This window comes from Pseudomonas sp. St316 (assembly GCF_018325905.1).
In the GTDB taxonomy this organism is placed as follows: Bacteria; Pseudomonadota; Gammaproteobacteria; order Pseudomonadales; family Pseudomonadaceae; genus Aquipseudomonas.
In genome coordinates this window covers 3,181,683-3,203,724 of record NZ_AP021901.1, presented here as the reverse complement: position 1 = coordinate 3,203,724, position 22,042 = coordinate 3,181,683, and the positions used below count along the sequence as shown (strand labels likewise).

18 protein-coding genes are annotated in these 22,042 nt (G+C 60.3%); 8 read left to right on the top strand and 10 right to left on the bottom strand.

The window, feature by feature from the left end:
- Window positions 1–102: 102 nt before the first annotated feature.
- A complete protein-coding gene (locus KI237_RS14415; protein WP_212800384.1) occupies window positions 103–726 on the bottom strand; it encodes a TetR/AcrR family transcriptional regulator in 624 nt (207 codons plus the stop codon).
- 96 nt (window positions 727–822) lie between these two features.
- On the opposite strand from KI237_RS14415, the gene KI237_RS14410 reads away from it, so the two are divergent.
- Window positions 823–1,452: an NAD(P)H-dependent oxidoreductase gene (locus tag KI237_RS14410; RefSeq protein ID WP_212800383.1), complete on the top strand. Its 630-nt coding sequence runs from the start codon at window positions 823–825 to the stop codon at window positions 1,450–1,452.
- 2 nt (window positions 1,453–1,454) lie between these two features.
- On the opposite strand, the gene KI237_RS14405 is transcribed toward KI237_RS14410, so the two are convergent.
- Window positions 1,455–3,017 (bottom strand): L,D-transpeptidase family protein, encoded by a 1,563-nt coding sequence (locus KI237_RS14405; protein WP_212800382.1) that lies wholly within the window; start codon window positions 3,015–3,017, stop codon window positions 1,455–1,457.
- A 162-nt stretch (window positions 3,018–3,179) separates the two neighbouring features.
- Here KI237_RS14405 and KI237_RS14400 point away from each other — a divergent pair, with 162 nt between their 5' ends.
- Entirely contained in the window at window positions 3,180–3,863 is a 684-nt protein-coding gene (locus KI237_RS14400) for a murein L,D-transpeptidase catalytic domain family protein (RefSeq protein ID WP_212800606.1), read from the top strand.
- Window positions 3,864–3,970: 107 nt separating this feature from the next.
- A complete protein-coding gene (locus KI237_RS14395) occupies window positions 3,971–4,918 on the top strand; it encodes a class I SAM-dependent methyltransferase (protein WP_212800381.1) in 948 nt (315 codons plus the stop codon).
- Between the two features lie 136 nt (window positions 4,919–5,054).
- Here the strand turns inward: KI237_RS14395 and KI237_RS14390 are convergent, their stop codons facing one another.
- The 4 genes from KI237_RS14390 to KI237_RS14375 form a co-directional block, all read right to left on the bottom strand.
- On the bottom strand, window positions 5,055–5,657 hold the full coding sequence (locus tag KI237_RS14390) for a LysE family translocator (protein ID WP_212800380.1): 603 nt from the start codon (window positions 5,655–5,657) through the stop codon (window positions 5,055–5,057).
- A 54-nt stretch (window positions 5,658–5,711) separates the two neighbouring features.
- Complete coding sequence (locus KI237_RS14385; RefSeq protein ID WP_212800379.1) at window positions 5,712–6,548, bottom strand: AraC family transcriptional regulator; 837 nt, start codon at window positions 6,546–6,548, stop codon at window positions 5,712–5,714.
- 182 nt (window positions 6,549–6,730) lie between these two features.
- Window positions 6,731–7,156 carry a GlcG/HbpS family heme-binding protein gene (locus tag KI237_RS14380; protein WP_212800378.1) on the bottom strand — a complete coding sequence of 142 codons (426 nt, stop codon included), beginning with the start codon at window positions 7,154–7,156 and terminating at the stop codon, window positions 6,731–6,733.
- Entirely contained in the window at window positions 7,131–7,418 is a 288-nt protein-coding gene (locus KI237_RS14375) for a hypothetical protein (protein WP_212800377.1), read from the bottom strand. Before KI237_RS14375 ends, KI237_RS14380 begins: the two co-directional genes overlap by 26 nt.
- A gap of 17 nt (window positions 7,419–7,435) precedes the next feature.
- Between KI237_RS14375 and KI237_RS14370 the strand changes: the two genes are divergently transcribed.
- The gene (locus KI237_RS14370) at window positions 7,436–8,521 is read left to right on the top strand and encodes a Rieske 2Fe-2S domain-containing protein (protein ID WP_212800376.1); all 1,086 of its coding nucleotides are present in this window, start codon (window positions 7,436–7,438) and stop codon (window positions 8,519–8,521) included.
- Window positions 8,518–9,468 carry a PDR/VanB family oxidoreductase gene (locus tag KI237_RS14365; RefSeq protein WP_212800375.1) on the top strand — a complete coding sequence of 317 codons (951 nt, stop codon included), beginning with the start codon at window positions 8,518–8,520 and terminating at the stop codon, window positions 9,466–9,468. Before KI237_RS14370 ends, KI237_RS14365 begins: the two co-directional genes overlap by 4 nt.
- 432 nt (window positions 9,469–9,900) lie before the next feature.
- On the opposite strand, the gene KI237_RS14360 is transcribed toward KI237_RS14365, so the two are convergent.
- Entirely contained in the window at window positions 9,901–10,614 is a 714-nt protein-coding gene (locus KI237_RS14360) for a GntR family transcriptional regulator (protein ID WP_003202123.1), read from the bottom strand.
- A 101-nt stretch (window positions 10,615–10,715) separates the two neighbouring features.
- A complete protein-coding gene (locus tag KI237_RS14355) occupies window positions 10,716–11,747 on the bottom strand; it encodes an Ldh family oxidoreductase (protein ID WP_212800374.1) in 1,032 nt (343 codons plus the stop codon).
- Between the two features lie 290 nt (window positions 11,748–12,037).
- Between KI237_RS14355 and KI237_RS14350 the strand changes: the two genes are divergently transcribed.
- Both KI237_RS14350 and KI237_RS14345 read left to right on the top strand, forming a co-directional pair.
- The gene (locus KI237_RS14350; protein WP_212800373.1) at window positions 12,038–16,888 is read left to right on the top strand and encodes a dermonecrotic toxin domain-containing protein; all 4,851 of its coding nucleotides are present in this window, start codon (window positions 12,038–12,040) and stop codon (window positions 16,886–16,888) included.
- Window positions 16,889–17,030: 142 nt separating this feature from the next.
- Window positions 17,031–18,032, top strand: a complete 1,002-nt coding sequence (locus KI237_RS14345; protein ID WP_212800372.1) for a FecR family protein — start codon at window positions 17,031–17,033, stop codon at window positions 18,030–18,032.
- Window positions 18,033–18,664: 632 nt separating this feature from the next.
- Here KI237_RS14345 and pvdQ read toward each other — a convergent pair.
- A complete protein-coding gene (gene pvdQ, locus KI237_RS14340) occupies window positions 18,665–21,013 on the bottom strand; it encodes a bifunctional acylase PvdQ (protein ID WP_212800371.1) in 2,349 nt (782 codons plus the stop codon).
- Window positions 21,014–21,308: 295 nt separating this feature from the next.
- Between pvdQ and KI237_RS14335 the strand changes: the two genes are divergently transcribed.
- The gene (locus KI237_RS14335) at window positions 21,309–21,689 is read left to right on the top strand and encodes a fe2+ zn2+ uptake regulation protein (protein WP_212800370.1); all 381 of its coding nucleotides are present in this window, start codon (window positions 21,309–21,311) and stop codon (window positions 21,687–21,689) included.
- Window positions 21,690–21,698: 9 nt separating this feature from the next.
- Here the strand turns inward: KI237_RS14335 and KI237_RS14330 are convergent, their stop codons facing one another.
- The gene (locus KI237_RS14330) at window positions 21,699–21,887 is read right to left on the bottom strand and encodes a hypothetical protein (RefSeq protein ID WP_003202135.1); all 189 of its coding nucleotides are present in this window, start codon (window positions 21,885–21,887) and stop codon (window positions 21,699–21,701) included.
- Window positions 21,888–22,042 lie beyond the last annotated feature (155 nt).

Genomic DNA, 22,042 nt, shown 5'->3' with positions numbered 1-22,042 from the left:
CTGTTCACTTGAGAAGATGAATCTGTGGCGAGGGGATAAATCCCCTCGCCACAATGAATCGAAATTTCCTGTGGGAGCGAGCTTGCTCGCGATAGCGGTGGCTCAGCTTGAAGAGGTGTCGACGGTCCTGGTGACCATCGCAACGATACTGACCAGTAGCTCTTCCTTCGCCTCGGCAGCGCTTATTTCCCCGGTGGCGGCGGCATTGGACAGTGCTTCCGCCGCCCCTAGCATCGCTCGCAAGCCAGCCTGGCTGACGCCCTTCGTGCCAGCGAACGGCTCCAGCACGGCGCGGCACTTGTCGAGGAAAATCCCCTCGTATTCGCGCTTGATGCGTTCCAACTCCGGCGAGCTGGTCAATGCCGCGATCACCCCGGGGATCTCTCGGCCCTGCAACAGCACGCACTCGACGTAGGAAGAAGCAATCACCGCCGCCCGGCTTTGCAGGGTCGCGTCGCTGGCGTCCAGGGCTGCGTCCATCAGCGCGGTCTGGCGGGCATCGAAATCCTGGTACAGCGCCGCCAGCAACCCGGACCGAGTGATGAAGTGGTCGTAGACGATGGGCTTGGTCACCCCCGCCTGATCCGCCAGCCGCGCCAGCGTCAAAGCGTCGCTGCCCTCCTCGCGCACCAGTCGCCAGGCGACTTCCAGCAATTGGCGCTGCCGGTCAGGCCGGGATAAACGACGACGAGGTGAAGGCTGCAAATGTTCTTCGGTGCTTGACATGCTAACTATACCAACCGTAACTTACTAACCGTAACTTACTAACCGTAACTTAAGCATACCTGTCTTCAAGACCTCGTGACCAGAAGGAGTTTCGCCATGCATGCACTCATCGTTGTGGCTCATCACGACCCGCGCTCCCTCACCCACAGCCTGGCCGGAAAAATCGCCGAGGGCATCACCCGCGCCAACCCCGCCGATACGTTCGAGATCGCCGACTTGGCCGCCGAAGGTTTCGATCCGCGTTTCAGCCTCGCCGACCATGCCGTTCACCGCCGCGAAGCCTCGCCGCCTGCGGATGTGCTGGCCGAGCAAGCGAGGATCGATCGTGCCGACGCGTTGGTGCTGGTCTATCCGATTTACTGGTGGTCCATGCCGGCGCTGCTCAAGGGCTGGATCGACCGGGTGTTCTCCAACGGTTGGGCGTTCGACTTCAGTCTCGACAAGCCCTTTATCCAGAAACTGCGGCACTTGCGGGTGCACTTGGTGGCAGTCGGTGGCGCTGATGCCGACAGCTTCCAGCGCCACGGCTACGGCGAGGCGATGACCACGCAGATCGACCATGGCATTTTCGATTACTGCGGCGCCCGCGTGGTGAGTTCCCAACGTTTGCTCGAATCGGAAACCGCCGACCCGCACCAGCATTTGCAGGCCGCTAGCGTTATCGGCCAGCGCTTGTTCGCCACGCTCGACGAAAGCACGCGTGCGCGCGCGACTGCATGCGCCTGAGCTCAGAACGCGCGCCCATGGGCGGCAGCCAGTGTCGCGTCACGCCCATAGATATCCGGGATGTACACCGCCTGGCCCTGGCTGTCCGCCTGGGCCGTCCAGTACCCCAGCAAGATCGGCACGGGCCGGGCCAGCCTGAATTCATGGGTCAACTCACTGGCAAGCAATGTGTCGGTGCGTGTGCGTTCGGCCGGGCTTACCAGCAGGTCGCGCAGGTGCATTACTTGCTCGATCCGCACGCAGCCTGAACTGAAGGCTCTCGGGCCTTTGCTGAACAGCGCCTGGCTCGGGGTGTCATGCAGATACACCGAAAACGGATTGGGAAAGCGGACCGCCATTTTACCCAACGGGTTCTTCGGACCTGGGTCCTGGCGCAGCATGAGGTTGCCCGGGTGTTCCCAGTCGATATCCTCTGCCAGCAACGGCTGGCCATTGCTGTCGAGGATCCGCAGGTTATAGCGGTTGAGAAACTCCGGATCGCGGCGGATCTCAGGCAGTTTGTCTTCGCGCATGATGGTTGGGGGGATGGTCCAGGTCGGGTTGAGCGTCAGTCGCGTGATGTGCGACTTGAGCAACGGTGTCTGCCGTTGCGCACGGCCCACCTGAGCGCGGGTTTGCCAGACCGGCGCGCCACCTTGGTAAACCGTCAGTTGGGCCGCCGCCACGTTGACCAGCACGCTATCGGCCTCCACGTCCTGGGCCAGCCAGCGCATGCGTTCCAGGTTGATGCGCAGCTGCTCGCGGCGCATGGCCGGGCTGATGTTCAGCTCGGTCACAGTCCACGGTCCCACCACCCCATCGGCCTGCAGCGAGTGCTGGAGCTGGAAGCTCTTCATCGCATCCACCAGCGTGGGACTGTAGTGCTCGTCGGTCACCAACGGTGGCGTACTCAAGTAACCTTCGTTGAACAGTCGCTGGGCCAGGGCGGGTACGCGGGCGTCCTGCTTGTCCGGTTGCAGCAGCGGCCCTCCGGGCACAGGTTGCCAGTCGGATAAAGGCTGTTGCCGCAGCCGGGCATAAAGGCCGCGCAGGTTGCGATAAAGGTCCAGGTTCGGCCTGGCCTGCTCAAAGGCACTGGCGACGTTCTGCAGGCCCAGCCCGGCGATGGCCAGCACCACGGCCTGGTGATCCTGTGGCGGCGGTGCGGCTTTCCATACCGGTTCCAGCCGGTCTTGGGACAAATAGCCGAAACGCAGGTCATTCAAGGCTTGCAGGTAGCGTTGGCTGATGGCGATGTCGGCGCAATGAGGACCTTGGGCTGCGCCCTCGACCGGCAGGTTATAGCGGGTCGGATCCAGGCCGTCGTCGGCCAGTTGTTGCAATTGGACCTGCAACGCCATCCGTCGCTCGTCGTCCGTCCAGACCAGCTGGCCTGCGTTTTGCTGATAGAACGCCTGCAAGTCGAGCGCCGTCGGAAAGCCGGCACCCGCCGCGACGTCCGGGCACGCGACCGCCCATTGCGCCAGCGTGGTCTGCACGAGCGCCGGATCGCTGTCTTCGGCTGTCGCGACCAATGGCGCAGTGAGCAATAAAAGGCTCAGGTAACATGCGGACTTTTTGAACAACTGCTTTACTCCACTCCATGGCCGTCTCGTTGACGGTGAATTTTGCGACAGGTACGACCCGCCATCATGCAAACAAACGAAATCGGACGGGATGCCGCGAACGAACACCACGCTGGAAACGCTTCGCCTGTACAGGGCTTTTTGCGCCGATGCTGTCTGGTCATGCTGGGCCTGGGCATCATTTGCAGCCCGGCACTGGCCGAAAAGAAGACGAATTCGCAAACGCTCTACAACAGCCTCGCCCACGCAGCGCCGGAACTCAATCCCCTGGCGCTCAAAAGTGCCTTGAGCGCCATGCAATGCGCGGTCGCCAATGGTGCCAGCCAGGCCCGCCACCTGGCGGTCATCGACTACTCGCAACCCTCCACGGCCCGCCGCCTGTGGATTTTCGACCTGCGCCAGAAGAAATTGGTATTGCGTGACCTGGTGGCCCACGGGCAGAAATCCGGGGAAAATTTCGCCACGCAATTTTCCAATCGCCTGGGCAGCTACCAATCCAGCCTTGGGCTGTTTCGCACCCAGGAAAGCTACCAGGGCACCCACGGCTATTCGCTGCGCATGGACGGCCTGGAGCCGGGCTTCAATGACCAGGCTCGTGATCGGGCAATCGTGATCCATGCCGCTGACTACGTGAACCCGTTATGGAGCGTGCGCCAGGGACGTATCGGGCGCAGCCAGGGCTGCCCTGCCGTACGCCCCCAGGTAGCGCGCCAGGTGATCGACAAGCTCAAGGGCGGTCAATTCATGTTTTCCTGGTACCCGGACCCAAGTTGGCTCAAGCGTTCGGCGTATCTCAACTGCCAACCGCAACAGGTTGCCAGTATTTTGGCTACCAGTGGTGGTTGATGCGTCTGCTTCGCAGCCGAGTGGGAGCAAGCTCCCTCGCCACAGGGATTGCGTCGGGTGGGTCTGTGGTTAAAATGCCGGCCTTTCGAATCCCTGGCGTTGCCTGAATGAATTGCGTAGCCCTCCAAACCCTTCACGCCCATTTGCTGACAGCCCTGGAGTCGGTGCCAGCAGAAACCCGGCGCCTGTTTCATGGCCGCGGGCGCTGCTGGCCCGGCCTGGAGCAAATCACTGTCGACTGGTTGCAAGGGGTGGTGCTGGTCTCGCTGTTCAAGGAGCCGGAACCCACGTACCTGGACGATTTGAGCGCGACACTCCTGGCGCTCACTAAGTCGCCGGCCTGGCAACACAGCCAGGCCCATACCCTGGCAGTGCAGCACCGCTACCTGCCGCAAAGCCTCACCCAATGGCTGGTGGGCGAGCCCATTGATGAATGGACCCTGACCGAAGGCGGCCTGCGTTACCGGATCGATCTGGGCAAGAAGCAGAACAACGGCCTGTTCCTCGATATGCGCTATGGCCGCGACTGGGTCCGGGCCAACGCCGAGGGCAAACGGGTACTGAACCTGTTCGCCTATACCTGCGGTTTCTCGGTGGCGGCCATCGCAGGCGGCGCGCAGCATGTGGTCAATCTGGACATGTCCCGGGCGGCCCTGAGCCGAGGTCGCGACAACCATCGATTGAATGGCCACGACCTGAGCCAGGTGAGCTTCCTCGGCCACGACTTGTTCAAGTCCTGGGGCAAGGTGATCAACAGTGGCCCGTACGACCTGGTGATCATCGATCCGCCGACCTTCCAGAAAGGCAGCTTCCTGCTGACCAAGGACTATCAGCGGGTGCTGCGCCGCCTGCCGGAACTGCTGATGGCGCACGGTACCGTCCTGGCCTGCAGCAACGACCCGGCCACCGGCGCGGATTTCCTCATCGACGGCGTTACCCAGCAAGCGCCGGGGCTGGTCTTCGAGAAACGCCTGGAAAATCCGCCGGAATTTCCAGATATCGATCTGGCGTGTGGCCTCAAGGCCCTGGTCTTCAAGTCAGCCCCTGAGCACTGACCTGGCCTGGCCTGTGTAGGAGCTGTCGAGTGCAACGAGGCTGCGATCTTTCCAACGCCAATTGAGTCTAGAGCGAAAGATCAAAATCAAAATCAAAAGATCGCAACCTTCGGCAGCTCCTACAACGATCCCGACGTCAGACCACCAAGGTCAACCACGCCGATACCAGCAGCATCACCGCCATGACCCGATTGAACCGTCCCATCGCCACGGCGGAACGGCAGAACCGTGCAGCGCCGCGGCCAAGGTAGGCCCAGACGGTCATGCACGGGATCGAAATGGCAAAGAATGCCAGGGACAGCCAGAGGACCCGCACGGTGCGGTCGGCCTCCGTCCCCGCGAAAACGCTGACCACCGCCAACGCCATCATCCAGGTTTTCGGGTTCACCAACTGCAACCCGGCAGCCCCCGCCAGGCCCAGCCGCGGGCCTTCGACCGGTCGGTCCGGGTCGATGGCCTCGGCCGGTGCGCTGAAAATCTGCCAGGCCATCCAGCTCAACCAGGCAATGCCCGCCCATGAGAGCAGCGTCTGAATCGTGGCATGGCGCACCAGCACGTCTCCCAACCCGGTGCCGACCAACAGCACCAGCAAGGCCGCCGCCGCGCAGGCACCGAGGATGATCGGCACGGTGGTTGCCAGGCCGAAGCGCGAGCTATGGCTCAAGACCAGGATATTGGTCGGGCCCGGGGTGATGGAGGCGACAAACGCGAACAAGGCAAACGGCAGTAACTGGTCCATGGAGCAACATCTCGGTGATTGATCGATCGCTTGATCATCCCCATGAAGCCGTGGTCAGTCTGGAACAATTGAGCAGCGCTTGCGATAGTCCGCCGGGCTCAGGCGATAGGCGCGCTGGAACCAGCGGCCCAAGTGGCTTTGGTCGGCAAAACCGAGCATGGCCGCCACCGCCACGGCACTCTCGCCACGCGCCAGCAGGCGCCGGGCGCGAGCCAGGCGCAACTGGATCAGATAGGCATGGGGTGCCAGGCCGAAAGCCGCCTTGAACGCCCGGGTCAGGCGGAAACGATCCACACCGGTGACTTGCGCCAAGTCATCCAGTCCGACGTCATCGCTTAAGTGACTGTGCAGATAATCCCGGGCCTGCTGCGCCACCAATGGCAGCCGCGGATCCGGGTTGATGCGCGCCCGCCAGTGCAGGTGTTGGGTCAGGTTGGCCAACAGCGTATCGAGGGCCGTCTGGCGCACGATGCGGATCTCCTGCTCGTGCAGGCTCTGGAAGGCCATGGCCGTGGCACTCGCCAGCCGCGCATCGTCCGTCAGCGTCGCGGCAAACCCTAGTTGCGCGTTGTCCGGCGCCACGTCAAACAAGGAACGCAATTCACGCTCCAGCCATTGAGGCTCCAGGTACAACGTGCGGTAGGTAAACCCGTGGTCGTGAGGGGCGTTGCCGTCATGCAGCTCGCCGGGCTCAAGCAGGAACACTTTGCCCGGCGTGCTGTTGTGCTGCTGGCGGCGGCAATGAAACTGCTGCACGCCTTGCTCGGTCACGCCCACCAGATAGCTGTCATGCCAGTGGGGATCATAGGCATGCCCCTCGAAATGTGCGCGCACGGTCTCGATACCGGACGTGGCGTCCTGCTTGAGATCGATCCAGTTGCGCGTGGTCATGCCCTATCCTGCTTGGTGAATGTGCTCTTGGCAGATTAACTGCTGATGAGCTGAGTATCTGGAAGATTTGTGCAAACCTTGTGGAGTCCGGGTCTGCTCGCGGTGGTGTAAGGTCTGTAGATGCATCTGTGACGCTCCACCGCTGTCGCGAGCAAGCTCGCTCCCACAGGTTTGTGGCCGCCTCAGGCATCCGGAGTGATCGCCGGCAATACCGTCTCCACCGCCAAACGAGCCAATTCAGCATCCTGCTCAGCCTTGACCCCAGACACCCCGATGGCACCAATGCACTGGCCGTCATGACGAATGGTCACGCCGCCTTCAAGCATGCCTTGCAGGTGCGGAGCGCTGAGAAACGCGTAACGACCGCCATTGATCATGTCCTCGAAGACCTTGCTGTCGCGCCGTCCCATGGCGGCCGTGCGCGCTTTTTCGGTGGCGATATAGGCCGATAGCGGCGAGGCCTCGTCCAGGCGCAACAGCCCAAGGGGATGACCACCGTCGTCCACCACGCAGACCGACACCGCCCATTGACGCTGGTGCGCCAGCTCCTTGGCCGCCACCAGCAACTGCGCAACATCCTGCTCAGTGAGTACCGCTTTGGTTTTCATGGATCACTCCGTGTTGTGCAACAGCAAGCCCGAGACAATCAGGCACCCGCCCCAGCAGGTCGAGGAATACTTCGCTCTGCGAACCATAGCGCACCTGCTGCGGTTCATTGAAGCCCGGGTGTCGGCGCCCTATCGGTTCTGAGCGTGCACCAACAGCCCGCCAATGGATCCATTGATGCAACCAACCATCCATTTTCACCGCAAAACCGTTGACAACGAAATTAGTTAAGAGTGTTAATGGATCCACAGACAAGAACAACATCCGCCTGGAGATCCCTCATGTACCCCAAAAATGCCTGGTACGTTGCCTGCACCCCCGATGAAATCGTCGACAAGCCCCTGGGTCGCCAGATCTGTGGTGAAAAGATGGTTTTTTACCGGGGGCATGAAGGCAAGGTCGCGGCGGTGGAAGACTTCTGCCCCCATCGCGGCGCCCCGCTCTCCTTGGGCTATGTCGAAAACGGCAACCTGGTGTGCGGCTATCACGGTTTGGTGATGGGCTGCGACGGCAAGACCGTCGAGATGCCGGGGCAACGGGTACGAGGCTTTCCTTGCAACAAGACCTATGCGGTGCAGGAACGGCATGGGTTCATCTGGGTGTGGGCCGGTGACCAGGCGCTGGCCGACCCGGCGCTGATCCATCATCTGGAATGGGCCGAAAGCGATGAATGGGCCTACGGTGGCGGCCTGTTCCATATCCAGTGCGACTATCGCCTGATGATCGACAACCTGATGGACCTGACCCACGAAACCTACGTTCACGCCTCAAGCATCGGCCAGAAGGAAATCGACGAGGCACCGCCGGTAACCACGGTCGACGGTGATGAAGTGGTCACTGCCCGGCACATGGAAAACATCATGGCCCCGCCGTTCTGGCGCATGGCATTACGCGGCAATAACCTGGCCGATGACGTGCCGGTGGATCGCTGGCAGATCTGCCGTTTCACCCCGCCCAGCCATGTACTGATCGAAGTCGGCGTAGCCCATGCCGGCAACGGCGGTTATCACGCCGCACCGCAATTCAAGGCGTCGAGCATCGTGGTGGATTTCATCACGCCGGAGACCGAGACTTCGATCTGGTACTTCTGGGGCATGGCCCGGCACTTCCAACCGCAGGATGAAGCCCTCACTGCGTCGATTCGCGAAGGCCAAGGCAAGATTTTCAGTGAAGACCTGGAAATGCTCGAACGCCAACAGCGCAATTTGCTGGACCATCCGCAACGCAACTTGCTCAAGCTCAACATCGACGCTGGCGGCGTACAGTCCCGCCGGGTGCTGGAGCGCTGGATCGCACGGGAACGGGAAGCACAGGCCGGGTTGATTGCCAGCAGTCATCAACCGCAACAGGTGGAGCAACGGCCATGATCGAAGTCCAGGTCGCGGCGCGACACAACGAAGCCCTCGATATCTGCAGCTACGAATTGACGCGTGTCGATGGCGAGCCGCTACCGGCCTTCACCGCCGGCGCCCATATCGATGTGCACTTGCCTGGCGGGCTGATTCGTCAGTACTCGCTGTGCAACCATCCCGAGGAGCGGCATCGCTACCTCATCGGCGTGCTCAAGGACCCGGCGTCACGCGGTGGTTCGCGCAGCCTGCATGAGGTGGTCCAGCCAGGCATGCGCTTGCACATCAGCGAACCGCGCAATCTGTTCTCTCTCGCTGCGCAAGCCCAGCGCAGCCTGCTGTTCGCTGGAGGCATCGGCATTACGCCGCTCCTGTGCATGGCCGAGCACCTGGCCCAGAGCGGTGCGGCGTTCGAGTTGCATTACTGCGCCCGCTCCCGGGACCGCGCGGCCTTTGTCGAGCGCCTGCGCCAATCCCCTTACGCCGACCAGGTCTTCCTGCATTTCGATGAAGAGCCTGACACCCAGCTGGACGCCACCAAGGTGCTGGCCGCGCCCAGCGACGACTTGCACCTCTACGTCTGCGGCCCCGGCGGATTCATGCAACACATCCTCGACACCGCCAAGAACCAGGGTTGGCAGGAAGACTGCCTGCACCGCGAATACTTCGCCGCCGTCCCTGCCGACACCCGTGCCGACGGCAGTTTTTCGGTGAAGCTGGCCCGCAGCGGCCAAGTGTTCGACGTGCCGGCGGACTGCAGTGTGGTGCAGGCGCTGGAGCGCCATGGCATCGAGATCCCGATCTCGTGCGAACAAGGTGTCTGCGGCACCTGCCTGACCCGTGTGCTGGAAGGTGTACCCGAGCATCGGGACATGTTCCTGACCGAGGCTGAACAGGCCTGCAACGACCAGTTCACCCCGTGTTGCTCCAGATCCAGGACGCCAGTGCTGGTACTTGACCTTTAACACCGGGCATTGTGGGAGCGAGCTTGCTCGCGATGGCGTCGGTTCGGCAGCATTGACAGTGGCCGACACGCCGCTATCGCGAGCAAGCTAGCTCCCACAGTTGTTTTGTGTCGTCTGATCGTTCTGGATCCAACACCGGACATTGTGGGAGCGAGCTTGCTCGCGATGGCGTCGGTTCGGCAGTATTGATAGTGGCTGACACGCCGCTATCGCGAGCAAGCTCGCTCCCACAGTTGTTTTGTGTCGTCTGATCGTTCTGGATCCAACACCGGACATTGTGGGAGCGAGCTTGCTCGCGATGGCGTCGGTTCGGCAGTATTGATAGTGGCTGACACGCCGCTATCGCGAGCAAGCTCGCTCCCACAGGGGGCTTGGGTGAATACATATTCATAGGGGGGCACAAATTCAGCAGTCATCCGCAACGGCGGCTGTTCACTCCGAACGAAGAATCACTGTCATCCGTTCGTCAGCCAGCGTCGAGCCGAACACTTCGGCGTAGCGCAGGGTCGCGTTGGCATGCTCGCGCATGATTGCCTCGGCGCGGCCGCTCTGGCGGTTGATCAGGGCGTCGAACACCGAATGGTGTTGCATATGGGCATAGTTGAAGCGGCGAAATTCGCCGGCCATGTTCTGGCGATCGACCGCCAGGGCGGTGACTGAGGCGAATGGCAGATGATCGTTGCGAGCCAGGGCATCGGCAATCGCCGGGTTGTGGCTGCCTTCGACGATCACCTGATGAAAGCGCATGTTGAGGTCGTGATAGACCTCCAGGTCGTCCTCGGTCACATAGCCCTTGGCGAACAGTTCATCGCCCTGCACCAGGCATTGCTCGAGTATCGCGCGGGCCTCTTCAGACAAACCATGCTCAGCCGTCTGCCGTGCCGCCAGGCCTTCCAGCACGCCACGCACCTCCACTGCCCCGGCGATTTGCTCGGCACTGACCGAACGCACCTGGAAACCTCGGCCGCCGAAGCGCACCAGCAACCCTTCCTGCTCCAAGGTACGGAACGCCATGCGCACCGGCATGCGCGAAACGCCGAACAACTCGGCCGTGGGTATTTCCATCAGGCGCTCGCCAGCGGCCAACTCGCCCGAGGCGATCATCTTGCGCAGCGCAACCAGCACCGTTTGGCCGGGCTTACTCATCCAGGCGATTCCACAGAAAATAAGCCGTCATAGTAGAAGGCTTGGCCCAGCGTGTCACGGCAAGGCAGTGGCAGCCAGGCTGGCCGCCACAGCAAGTTGGTTCAAATTCCCGCCAACTCGCGCAACTGCAACAGGGTCTGTTCGTCCAAGCTAATCCCATGCTCATTGGATTTGCTGCGTTCGCGATGGCGACGGTCTCCCGGCAAGCGCCGCAACCCGACGCCATGCATCTGCCTGACCAGTTCCTGGCTGCGCTCGGCGAAGTTTTGCCCGGCGGTCTTGCTCGGGTCGATCACGATCAACAACTGACCGGTCCACGGGGTCTTGGCGCCCGGATGGTTGTGCCAGTCGAATTCGAAGGAAAAGTTGCCGCCAGTCAGGGCTGCCGCCAGCAACTCGACCATCATCGACAACGCCGAGCCCTTGTGCCCGCCAAAGGGCAAGAGCGCTCCGCCTTCGAGAATCGCCTTGGGGTCGCGGGTCGGCTGGCCGAGGCTGTCCACGCCCATTCCTGGCGGCAACAACTCGCCCTTGCGTGCCGCAATCTGTACGTCGCCGTGGGCAATGGCGCTGGTGGCGAGGTCGAAGACAATCGGCTCACCGTCGGCCCGTGGTGCGGCGAAGGCAATGGGATTGGTGCCGAACAATGGACGGTCCGCGCCATGGGGCACCACACACGTCATGCTGTTGACCACACTCAATGCCACCAGGCCTTCATAGGCGAACGGCTCGACATCCGGCCAGAGGGCCGCAAAGTGATGGGAGTTTCGAATGGCCAGGACCGCGATACCGGCGCTGCGGGCTTTCGCCACCAGCAATGGTCGCGCGGCGGCCAGGGCTGGCTGGGCAAACCCATTGCCGGCGTTTACGGCGACAAACCCTGAGGCGACGTCTTCGACCGTCGGCACGGCCTGACCGTTGACCCAACCGCTGTTGAGCGTCGAGACATAACCAGGAATGCGAAACACCCCATGGCTATGGGCGCCGTCGCGCTCGGCCCCGGCACAGTTTTCAGCCAGGCACCGAGCGACTTCGGTCGACGTGCCATGACGCAGGAAAATTTTCTCCAGCAGGTTCACCAGAGCATCGAAGGACAGGGGGCAAGAAGCGGCATGATCGGATGGCGCAGACATCTGAAGCTCCAGAATGATTGTTGGAGGTAGCAACAGCGTAAAGGACCGGCAGGTGATTAAACACCGCTTCGCGGTGGGAGCAAAGCCTGCTCGCGATAGCGCCGCAGCTCTCCTGTGGGAGCGAGCCTGCTCGCGGTAGCGGTAGGTCCGCTGCATCGATGTTCCAGTCTGCCAGGCCTGAGGCCCGGCGTGCGGTAACTATGTACCACCTTGCCCCACTCATCGTTGCCTAGTCTGGCGGCTTCCTCCACGTTCGCGCCGCCTTGAGGCGCCTTGATCGAGAAGCAACGATGCTCACTGAAACCACCCCCCTTTTATTTCCCGAGGTACTGGACGCCCATCGCCTGGACGAATTGCCCGCCACCCACGGGCTGACGCAGGCAGACCTCGACTGGTTACACCATATCGCCCTGCCCAGCCACACCCAGCGCACGGCGCAGACACCACCGATGTTCGCCGAAACGATTCTGTTGCAAGCCGAGGAAAAACTGCCCATAGCACTGGCCGGCTGCCTTGCCCTCAGCAGCTCGACAAACCGCAGCGCAGCGAGCACCCAACCGGCGTTTCTCTACACGCCCAGTGGTGGAATCAAAAAACTCGACAACCTGGCATCCCTCGAAGAACAGATTGACCAGATGCGCCAGGACACTGCGCAACGCGACAACCTGTTTCGTCTCTTGTCGATTTCCCAGCGCAGCGAATTGAACAGCACGACCGACATCAAACAGACCCGGCGACTCATCCAAGAGGATGTTTTCCAGACCCAGCTCAAATCCATCGAATACGCCCAGAGCCTCAATGCCCAGACCATAGTGAACGAGCTGATCAAACTGCCCTCGTTACGATCGATGCTTGACCAGGTATTGAACGAGGCGCTGCCGGACCTGGATCATCGACAGATCCGCGTGGCATTCAGCAAGGGCACTCACCTGGGCGATCCAAAGGCAATTCAGGTGACCGAAAGCATTCCACTGAGCGACGCCGTGCTGGGCTACTTCCATAATCAAGGCTGGCCGCCCGGGCATGACATCGACCTGACTCACCCGGGTGCGCTCCCATCGTCCTACACCCCGCAGCAATGGGAAAACATCATAAAGGACACGGCCAGGAAACTGATTCCAACACTTCTGGGCTGCATCGATACCTTCTGGGAAAACACAACGGCCCGCTTCTACATGTCTCGGCGCACACTGCTTTCCCAAGTCATCCACGATGGGCTCTGGGCAGCGATCCTGGTCGAGCGGGAAAAAAGGCAACTGACGGATGAACAAAGTCGTGAACTGCTCCGACTGTTTCGGGCCTCCCGCCGGGACGAGACGCTGCTGTTCATCGAAACGATTCGTCTCTGGGAGTACGAGCCGCATTATGTAGAGCTTGCAGGCTCCCTGATGATCAGCGCCAAAGGAAACTATCTCTACACCCCCATTCATGGCCTACAGAAGATAGACAACCATCTAGGTTTCAAGGAAGCGCTGTTGGGTAACTCCGCAGGCACTGCGCAAAAAGAAGCACTCTATAACCTCTTGGGACTGGAAGAGCGCAACCGTTTCCTGCGCTTTGACGCGCCACAGATCTCGGGCGAAACACTGGACTTGCCGGTGTCCGAATCCCTGGCGAACGCCATCATCAAAAAGCAGAAAGATAATCTCCACTACGCACTGGAAATGTCTCGCCAGGGCGACGTCGACATTCACTCACTCATTGACAAAGCGTTGGACGTACGCAGCTTCATCAACAAAAACCTGCTGAGTCAGCCAACCGCCGGACATTGGGGGACTCACCCCACCTTTCATGGAAGTCTGCGTCCGTCCAATTTCATGGCCGATCAACTGCAAAGAAAGGTCAAGAGCTATACCGATGTCGAGAAGGCTTTCGATGGCCTCTTTACTCGGTTGCCGGCATCCCATAGCGTTTCGCTGCACAATGGGCTCCGGCAGTTACTGCCTGAACTGACCAATGTTTTTTCCTTGGGCATACGCGCCGAAGCCGAACTTAGGGAGCTCAACGCGAGCCTGCCGGCGATTGCGAATGAGCTGATCAGAACAGTCTTTGCCTACGATTCAGAATATCCGGACCGCTCACAACGTATCGGTGTCAGGGGGTTTCGGCCGGATGTCTATTCGTTGACGCTGGCCTGCAGCGAAGAAAGTCGAACGGCTTACCTGCCCCTTGCCAACTGTTTTCTATTAACCGAACGCGGAGGACTCGATACACCCTACTCGGGCATGGCAATCCTCTGGACGCCCGCCGATGGCTTGCAGGCCTTTTCGTCCGTGGAAGTGGCCACCCGGCAACTGAATCGACACTTACTCGACTCCCGAAAGCGCTTTGGTTTGCTCACCAACCTCACGCCCGACCAACGCAAGCCCCATGGGCGTTATCAGCTCCAGGCGTACGAACTGATCGAAGATAACGTGCTGGTGAATCGGATGAGTTCGTTCATCAGGCACTTCGAGGCCGAGCAGGGTTATCTGAGCACATTGAAAGCCGGAAGTTGGCAACTGACCGGCAAGGCACTATTAAAAAGCCTCCAGGCAATGTTGGCCAAAGGCGCGCCCACCAACCTCAAGCGCGCCACACACATCGCCCAGGCCAACAGATGGCAACAGAAACTTCCCGCCTGGCTCGGTACCGCCGATCTTGAAGACCAGCGCCTGCACATTGAATTGCTTGAGCAATATAAAAACAGCGTGGCCGATGGCAAGGACTATCTGGACGGTATCGAACCGCTGCGAACCTATGTGCGTAACAAACTCAAAGCGCTGTTGAGCGCACGCTTCGCTGCAAAGGACCTTGACCCCGACACCCTCCAGATCACACCGAACCTTGCCATCGTCGGGCCGGCCAGTTCGCTCACCGACTTTGCCTTGCATCACATCGAAGTGACCCGGGAAGGCTTCAAAGTGTCTTCGACGTCCACGCAGAAGCTACCGGACGGCCTGAACGAAACCGCTGTCAGGCAGATGTTGTCCTCATTGAATATCTCGACCGACTATAAAAAATATGTCGCGCAACAACTGTCCGGCACCACTGCGCATGTCCTGCAAAGAAAAACAGCTTTCCGCCAACAATTACCCTGGCAGTTGCTGCAGCACGCTCACGCTCGCCATCTACAACAACACCTTAGCTCCCCGGCTTTTGACCTGATCCGCCAGGTGATGGACATGCCCGATGCCATCGCCCGCAAAGCGGTTGAAGGTGCCCACGCGCTTATTCGTCCCCTGGAGTTGATCAAGACCGCTGGCGCGGTGCCGGTCAAGGCGCTGGGGCTGTACTTGATCGGATCAAGCGTCGATGCAACAAGCCCTCAGGTCCTGTATTCGCCCTACCATGAGGGTCATTGCTTTACCGAGTTCAAGGACGAAAAAAGCGTTATTGCCGCATTCAATATCTCTGGAACACTTCAAGATCTGCTGATTCGCCGGCTTCCCGAGAACCAGCAGGCCACTTTCAGAAACCTGTTCGCCGCCACGCTCGGGCAGCGATCGGAAATCACCCTGGCCTCGAATCCTATCCAGACCCATCTGCTCGACACCCTGTTCGACGACAATGCGACATTGTTATTGGACATGCTGACCACACAAACCAATGAAAACCGCCAGTTTGACTGGAGGACAGTCCTGCACCTATTCAGCTCCGGCGTCCAGTTAGTGGGAGAGCAGTTGTCGGGCAAACTGACTTTTATCGAAACGCTCTGGGAAAGCTACCAGGACTTCAAGCGTTCAGCCGAAGCCTTGCAGCAGCATGACTGGAAAACAGGCTTGCACGACTTTATCGCCGGTGCCGCGCAAATGGTGTCGCTGGGCATGATCAATCGTGAAGATACATTCGGTCTTCTCGATCCCATGGAACCGCTCCCGCCAGGCGCGACACCGGCGGGCAACTGGAAGAACATCGCCTCCACCGCCCAGATCCGGACCGACCTGAACGTTTTCGAGGCCTCAGGCATCAGCCTGGCGAACTTGCAAAGAGACCCGATCGAGAAAACCTACCAGGCACTGGAAAATGGCAGGCGGTATGTGCCCCTCGCCGGCAAAGTCTTCCAGGTGGCGCGAGCCAACCAAACCTGGCGAATCGTGCATGAGTACGGCGAGGGGCCGTTATTGAAAAAGTCGCCTGACGGCCTGGCATGGGAACTCGACCCACAGCGCCAGACCATACGCTTTGGCAAAGCCGGGTCGAAAATGGCCGTCACCTACAGCGACTTCAAGGCCAAGGGTTCGCTGAATATCGAAGCGCGGGGAATGCCTGAGATACGCAGAAAGTATCCGCACCGCGCCAATATGATTGTCCAGGCACTGGAGACCGCGAGGTTCTATTCATTCAATGCCCTTCACAACTTCGATCAATTCAAGCAACGACCGCTGACGGGCTCTCGGCTGGATAATTTTCTCAAGTTGTTTTTTGGAGTCAGCAAGGTCGACGCCCGTCTGATCGGCAAGATAGAGGCGGCGATCTCGCCCATATGCCGGGCATTGGCCGATCCATCCTGGGAGCTGCAAAATGCCGACCGCATCGTGGTCGGTCACCTCAAGCACCTGGAAGACAGAGCGACCGCCTTCGTACTTGAGCCCGCGGCCGTCGGAAGAATCTATATCACGCAGTTTTTCTTCGACATGGGCCTGGATTGGTACAAGGCCGTCGTCCCGTCATTCTTCAATGTCGATGCCCATGCCCAGGGAGCGACCTTCATCCACGAAATTTCTCATCAGTTGTTCAATACGTTCGACTTCATCTACCTGGACGCCTCGCTGCCATTTCTGGACTTGATTTCAACGGCGACTTATTCAGGAAAGTTGCAGTACGACAGGCAAAAGGACTTGCAACTCAACGGGCTTTCATTGACAACGCCAAAGTCAAAACTGTTTACGCAGTGGGACAGCAGGGACAACACCTACAAGAAGATGGAACTGTTGCCGGGGTACAAGGAAACCACCCGGGAGATCCTGAAGATAACCGGCGCCAGAACAATGGATCACGCTCGCGATGATTTTCTCGATCCGATTTTACCGGACAAGCGCATCGACGTCATACTTCGCAACGCCGACTCGATCACGCTGTTGATTTGTGAATTGGGACGCCAACTCGACCCAAGCCTGTCCCGGCAAGTTGCCGTGCCGCGAAGCGTTGTGAGGCGTTGATCTTTTTTTCACGCAATGTATGCGACGGTAGCCTACGACGAATGTTTGAATAAAAAACGGGTTCATTGATACGCAAATGCCATGACGGCTGTTCTCGGCAGCTCATGCCGAAGGTTAGAATGCGGCAAACCAGGAAGAGTCAATGACCGAACATCCCCTCTCGGAAGCCGAATACGACGCCATTACCGATGCCGCTGCCCATTGGTGCATGCGTTTGCATGCCGTCGATTGCACCGATGCCGAACGGCAGGCGTTCAAGCAATGGCACGATGCCGATCCCCTGCATGCTTTCGAATACGAAGCCATGCTGGAGATCTGGGCTGTTGCCGATCATCTGCCGCGCGTCGAGTCGGCGCCGGCAGCTCCTGTGCGCCGCTCCAGGTCGCGCTGGAGCCGCCTGGCTATCGCCGCTGCAGTGTTTGTCGTGGGCATGCCCGTCACCGCCTACACCGGCTGGAACCTGGGCTGGATTCCCAACGCCTATCAGCGCTTCGAAGCCGACGCAAGCGTACGTCACGTCACCCTGGGCGATGGCAGCGAGGTGGAACTCAACCTGGGCAGTGAGCTGGTGTTTGCCAACTACAAAAACGAGCGCCGGGTAACGCTGGAAAAGGGCGAGGCGTTTTTTGACGTCAGCCATGACAAACAGCATCCGTTTGTCGTTCGGGCCGGCCAAGGCCAAGTGCGCGTGACCGGCACTCGCTTCAATGTGTGGATGTACCAGGATCAGGTACGGGTGACGCTGCTGGAGGGCTCGGTAAGGGTGACCAGCAACCAGGTACTCAACCGTGACGGCCTGCCGCTTTCCCCGGGCATGCAGGCCAGCTACAAGGCGGGCGACCACCAGCCAAAAGTCCGTGAGACCGAGCCCAACGACAGCTCGCTGGCGTGGCGCAACGGCAAGCTGGTGCTGGATAACCTCGCCCTGAGCGACGCGCTGCCACTGATCAACCGCTACCTCGAGCGCCCCGTCATGCTGGCCGACAACAGCACCGGCGGCCTGCGTATCGGGGGCGTCTACAACATCAATGAAGTGCAGAACCTCGTGCCTTCGCTGCCCAAAGTACTGCCGGTCTACCTGACCCAGAACAAGGACGGCAACCCCGTCCTCAATTCCATCGGGCAACGCGCGGCCACTCACTGAAAGCGTTGCTCTGTGGGAGCAAAGCTTGCTCGCGATAGCAGTGGGTCAGCTTGCCTCGATGTTGAATGTGCAGCCGTCATCGCGAGCAAGCTTTGCTCCCACAAATAGGATCGGTGCCAGCCTGCGATTTCCCGGCCAACACAAATCCCCTGTGGGAGCGAGCTTGCTCGCGAAAGCGGTGGATCAGCTCGCCTTGATGTCGAATGTCGTGCCGTCATCGCGAGCAAGCTTTGCTCCCACAAATAGGATCGGTGCCAGCCTGCGATTTCCCGGCCAATAGACAATCCCCTGTGGGAGCGAGCTTGCTCGCGAAAGCGGTGGATCAGCTTGCCTTGATGTCGAATGTCGCGCCGTCATCGCGAGCAAGCTCGCTCCCACAAATAGGATCGGTGTCAGCCTGCGATTTCCCAGCCAACACAAATCCCCTGTGGGAGCGAGCTTGCTCGCGAAAGCGGTGGATCAGCTTGCCTTGATGTCGAATGTCGCGCCGTCATCGCGAGCAAGCTCGCTCCCACAAATAGGATCGGTGTCAGCCTGCGATTCCCGGCCAACAGACAATCCCCTGTGGGAGCGAGCTTGCTCGCGAAAGCGGTGGATCAATCTACATCCAGTTTGAATGTGACCGCACACGGCTATTGCGTCGCCACCCTGCCCGTCTCATCACGCTCGCGGATAATCAGCGCCTGATAGTGCGGATCGGCCTTGATCTGCGGTTCGGTGAATGGCAACACACTCCACTGTTTCTGCGAAAACGCCTGGGTCTGATCCGCCGAGTAAGGCGATGCCGGATCGCTGGAAATGGAAAAAGCCAACAACCCCTGGGCCTGCGGACCTTTACCGTCAAACGTCACCACTTGCAGATAGCTGGTACCGCTGACCACCTCCCGCTTACCGTTCGCCCCGGGCACACTCTGGATCGCGTTGTAGATGCCCAGCTCCCCGGGACCGCCGTGAATCGGTGTCTGTCGGTTGCCGCTGCTGGCCACCTGGACATCTTGCCATTGACTGTCCTTCGACAATCCGGCGACCTTCACTGCCTCCACCGAAGCCAGCATGGCATCGCGCACGGCCTTAAGCACTGCTGGCCGTTCAATCGCCAGGCCACGCGGCGTGTGTTGCGGGTCTTTGGGGTCGAACGCAACGCGCCATGAATCAGGCACCGCTTGCAACCGGTCCATGATGTGCTGGAAATGCACGAACCCCAGGCCGCTATTCAGGCCGGCCTTGCGATCCCAGGCTTTGAGGCTGGCACAAACCTCGACCAATGCCGAAGCCCCGGCCCCCAGGTCACCGGCGCACACGCCGAGCAGGTCCGGCATCACCTGGTCAGCCAGGTAAACCTGATCGTCCATGACCATGCGCTGCAAATCCTCCACCGTCACCGGCCCGTTCTTGGCCAATTGCCCCATCCGGTCCAGCGCAAAACGCGCCCGCAGTCCCAGGGGCTGACCTTGCTGGCTGATCAACGGGGAGTAACCGGACAGCGGCTGCGAAGGATTGACCATCCAGGCCGAATCGTTGGAGTTCTGTACATAATCGCGGCGCAGCAACTGCGGAAGCCTGTCGGCGGCATAGGTGCCTTTTTGCACGGCTTTGGAATCGATGCCCCAGGCACACTCGCTGCGAGAGCCATCCAGCACGATCAGTCGCAACCCGGCCCGGGGATCGCTGCACCGGGCCAGTTTCTCAGCGTCGACGTTCGGCACCACCGACACGTTCATGTACAGGCTTTGCCCCTGGTCGTCCACCGCCAGGGTATTGACCCAGGGAATGCCCTGGATCTTATGGACAGCGTCCTGCAAATCCTTGAGCGTGACCGCCTTGTTCATGGCGTACCACTGGGCCAGCACGCGATCGTTTTCCAGGTTCGCATCCCGCAGGCTGTAGGCGAACCGGTTATCCCAGTCCAACCGGCCAGGCCATTGCACGATCGGGCCGAACTGCGAGCCATAGACCACTCGGGAAACCGTCTGCACTTGGCCGTCAGGTTGCTTGACGTCCACCGCGACCGTCTGCTGGCTCATCGGCACAGACTTGCCGTCGAGCAAATAGCGGGTCGGGTCCTTCGGGTCGAGTTGCAGGCGGTACAGGGTGAAATGTTTCGAGCTGTCGACGGTGTGGGTCCAGGCCAGGTGTTGGCTGAAACCGATGTTGATCACCGGCAGGCCTGGCAGCGCCGCGCCCATGACGTCCAGCTTGCCGGGAATGGTCAGGTGCATCTGGTAGAAACGCATGCCGCCCAGCCACGGAAAATGTGGGTTCGCCAGCAACATCCCACGGCCATTGAACGAGCGCTCGCTGCCGATGGCCAGCGCATTGCTGCCGCGCTCCAGGGCAAAACGCTGCTGCCGGGTTGCGGCGGCCGCGAAGCCGGTGACCGGGGTGCCCGTGAGTGCGCTCGCCTGGGGCGGTTGCGCGCCGGCCAGGGCTTCGGCGAACTGGCCGATGCCCCCTTCCACCAGCAGTCGGCGGGTCAACTTGACCAGGTCCAGCGCCGTGATCGGCCGCACCCACTCGCTGGCACATTGTTCGGGTAGGCCTTTGGCCTTGCGCTCGGCCAGCGCACGGTTGTAGCCCGCCACGTAGCCTTCGACCAGTTGCTGCACTTGCGGCGTTTGGGCCTGCCAGAAACCGGCAACCGCCTGCGGTGTGTTGAGCCAGCTGAAAAACAGATCGCTGACGCGGTTCTCCCGCTGTTCGACCGTGACCTGCTGCGGCCCGAAATAGCGCGAGCGCTGGGCGTTGACCGTTACGATTTCGTTAGCCAGCAGGCACAAGTTGTCCTGGGCGTAGGCGTAGCCGATGCCATAACCCAGCCCGCGCTCATCCTGCGCCCGGATATGCGGTACGCCAAAACGGGTGCGACGAATCTCGGCACTGGCCTGCTGCCCATCGTCTTGCGCATTGACCACGGGACTGAGCCCGAGGGCGATCCCCAGAAAAGCGCCTGCGAGGCCAATCCTCGATAACTGCCCGGACATTCTCACGTTCACTCCTGATAAAGCTTCAGAAACCAGGACGGCTACCGGTGCGACAGTAGACAAACACTCGGCCCGCCTGGGAAATCACATACCGCGTGCAGAACCGGAATGTGCCTACCTTGAAAACGAACCGGATGAAAAAAAATTAATGGCTGGCAGCCTGTTGAACGCGGGTGTTTGACGCAGCAAAGGCATTTTTTTCACATCATGGCCCTCATGATTGTGCGTCCTCGTTCGTCCTATTACAGGAGAGTATCCGTGACCTTTTCTGATCAGGCTGGTAAGGAGTTTTTGCATGCGTAACGCGCAACTGCCCATGGAGGGCAAGCCAAGGGCGACCGGCGTCTCGCTGAACGCCCCCCACCGTGTATTCGACAAATCGGCAGAGCGAGGCGGCAACGACCACATCAGGCGCTTGCTCAAGAGCTTCGGGCTCAGGACCAGCCTGATTCGCCTCAAGGTCATCGACGCGCTGCTCAAGGCCGCCAACGAAAACCGCAGCCTGGGCGTTCGCGGGGTACACAGCCAGTTGTTGGGGCTGGACATTCCATTGTCCTTTCTCAGCGTGCGCGAGGTGTTGAAGCGCCTGTGCAGCGAGGGCGTCGTCACCCTCAACCCGGATAAAAGCTACTGCCTGCACCCCAGTGCGATAGCCGTGCTCCTGGCCGAAGATTGAAGCCGGCGCTCAGGACTTGACCTTGCGCCGCATCACACCGTTGATCACCACCACGATGACCGCCACGGCGATGGCGATGTATTGAAACAGCTGCTCGCTGATCATGCCCTTGCCCTGCATCCACGACAGTCCAAGCATGATTGCCAGGACGACGAGGACGATCAGAATCGAGTATTTCAAACGTTGTGAATGAGTCATTGCCAATTTCCTGAATGTTTCCGTTCTGTAGCCCGGGCCTGTCGGGATGACGCCGGATCGAGCGGCGATGGGCAGCGCACGGGCGCCCCATGGTACAGCCCACTCGCCTGTTAGCCTATGGTCACTACCAGCACGAACCGTCAGCCCTGAAGATG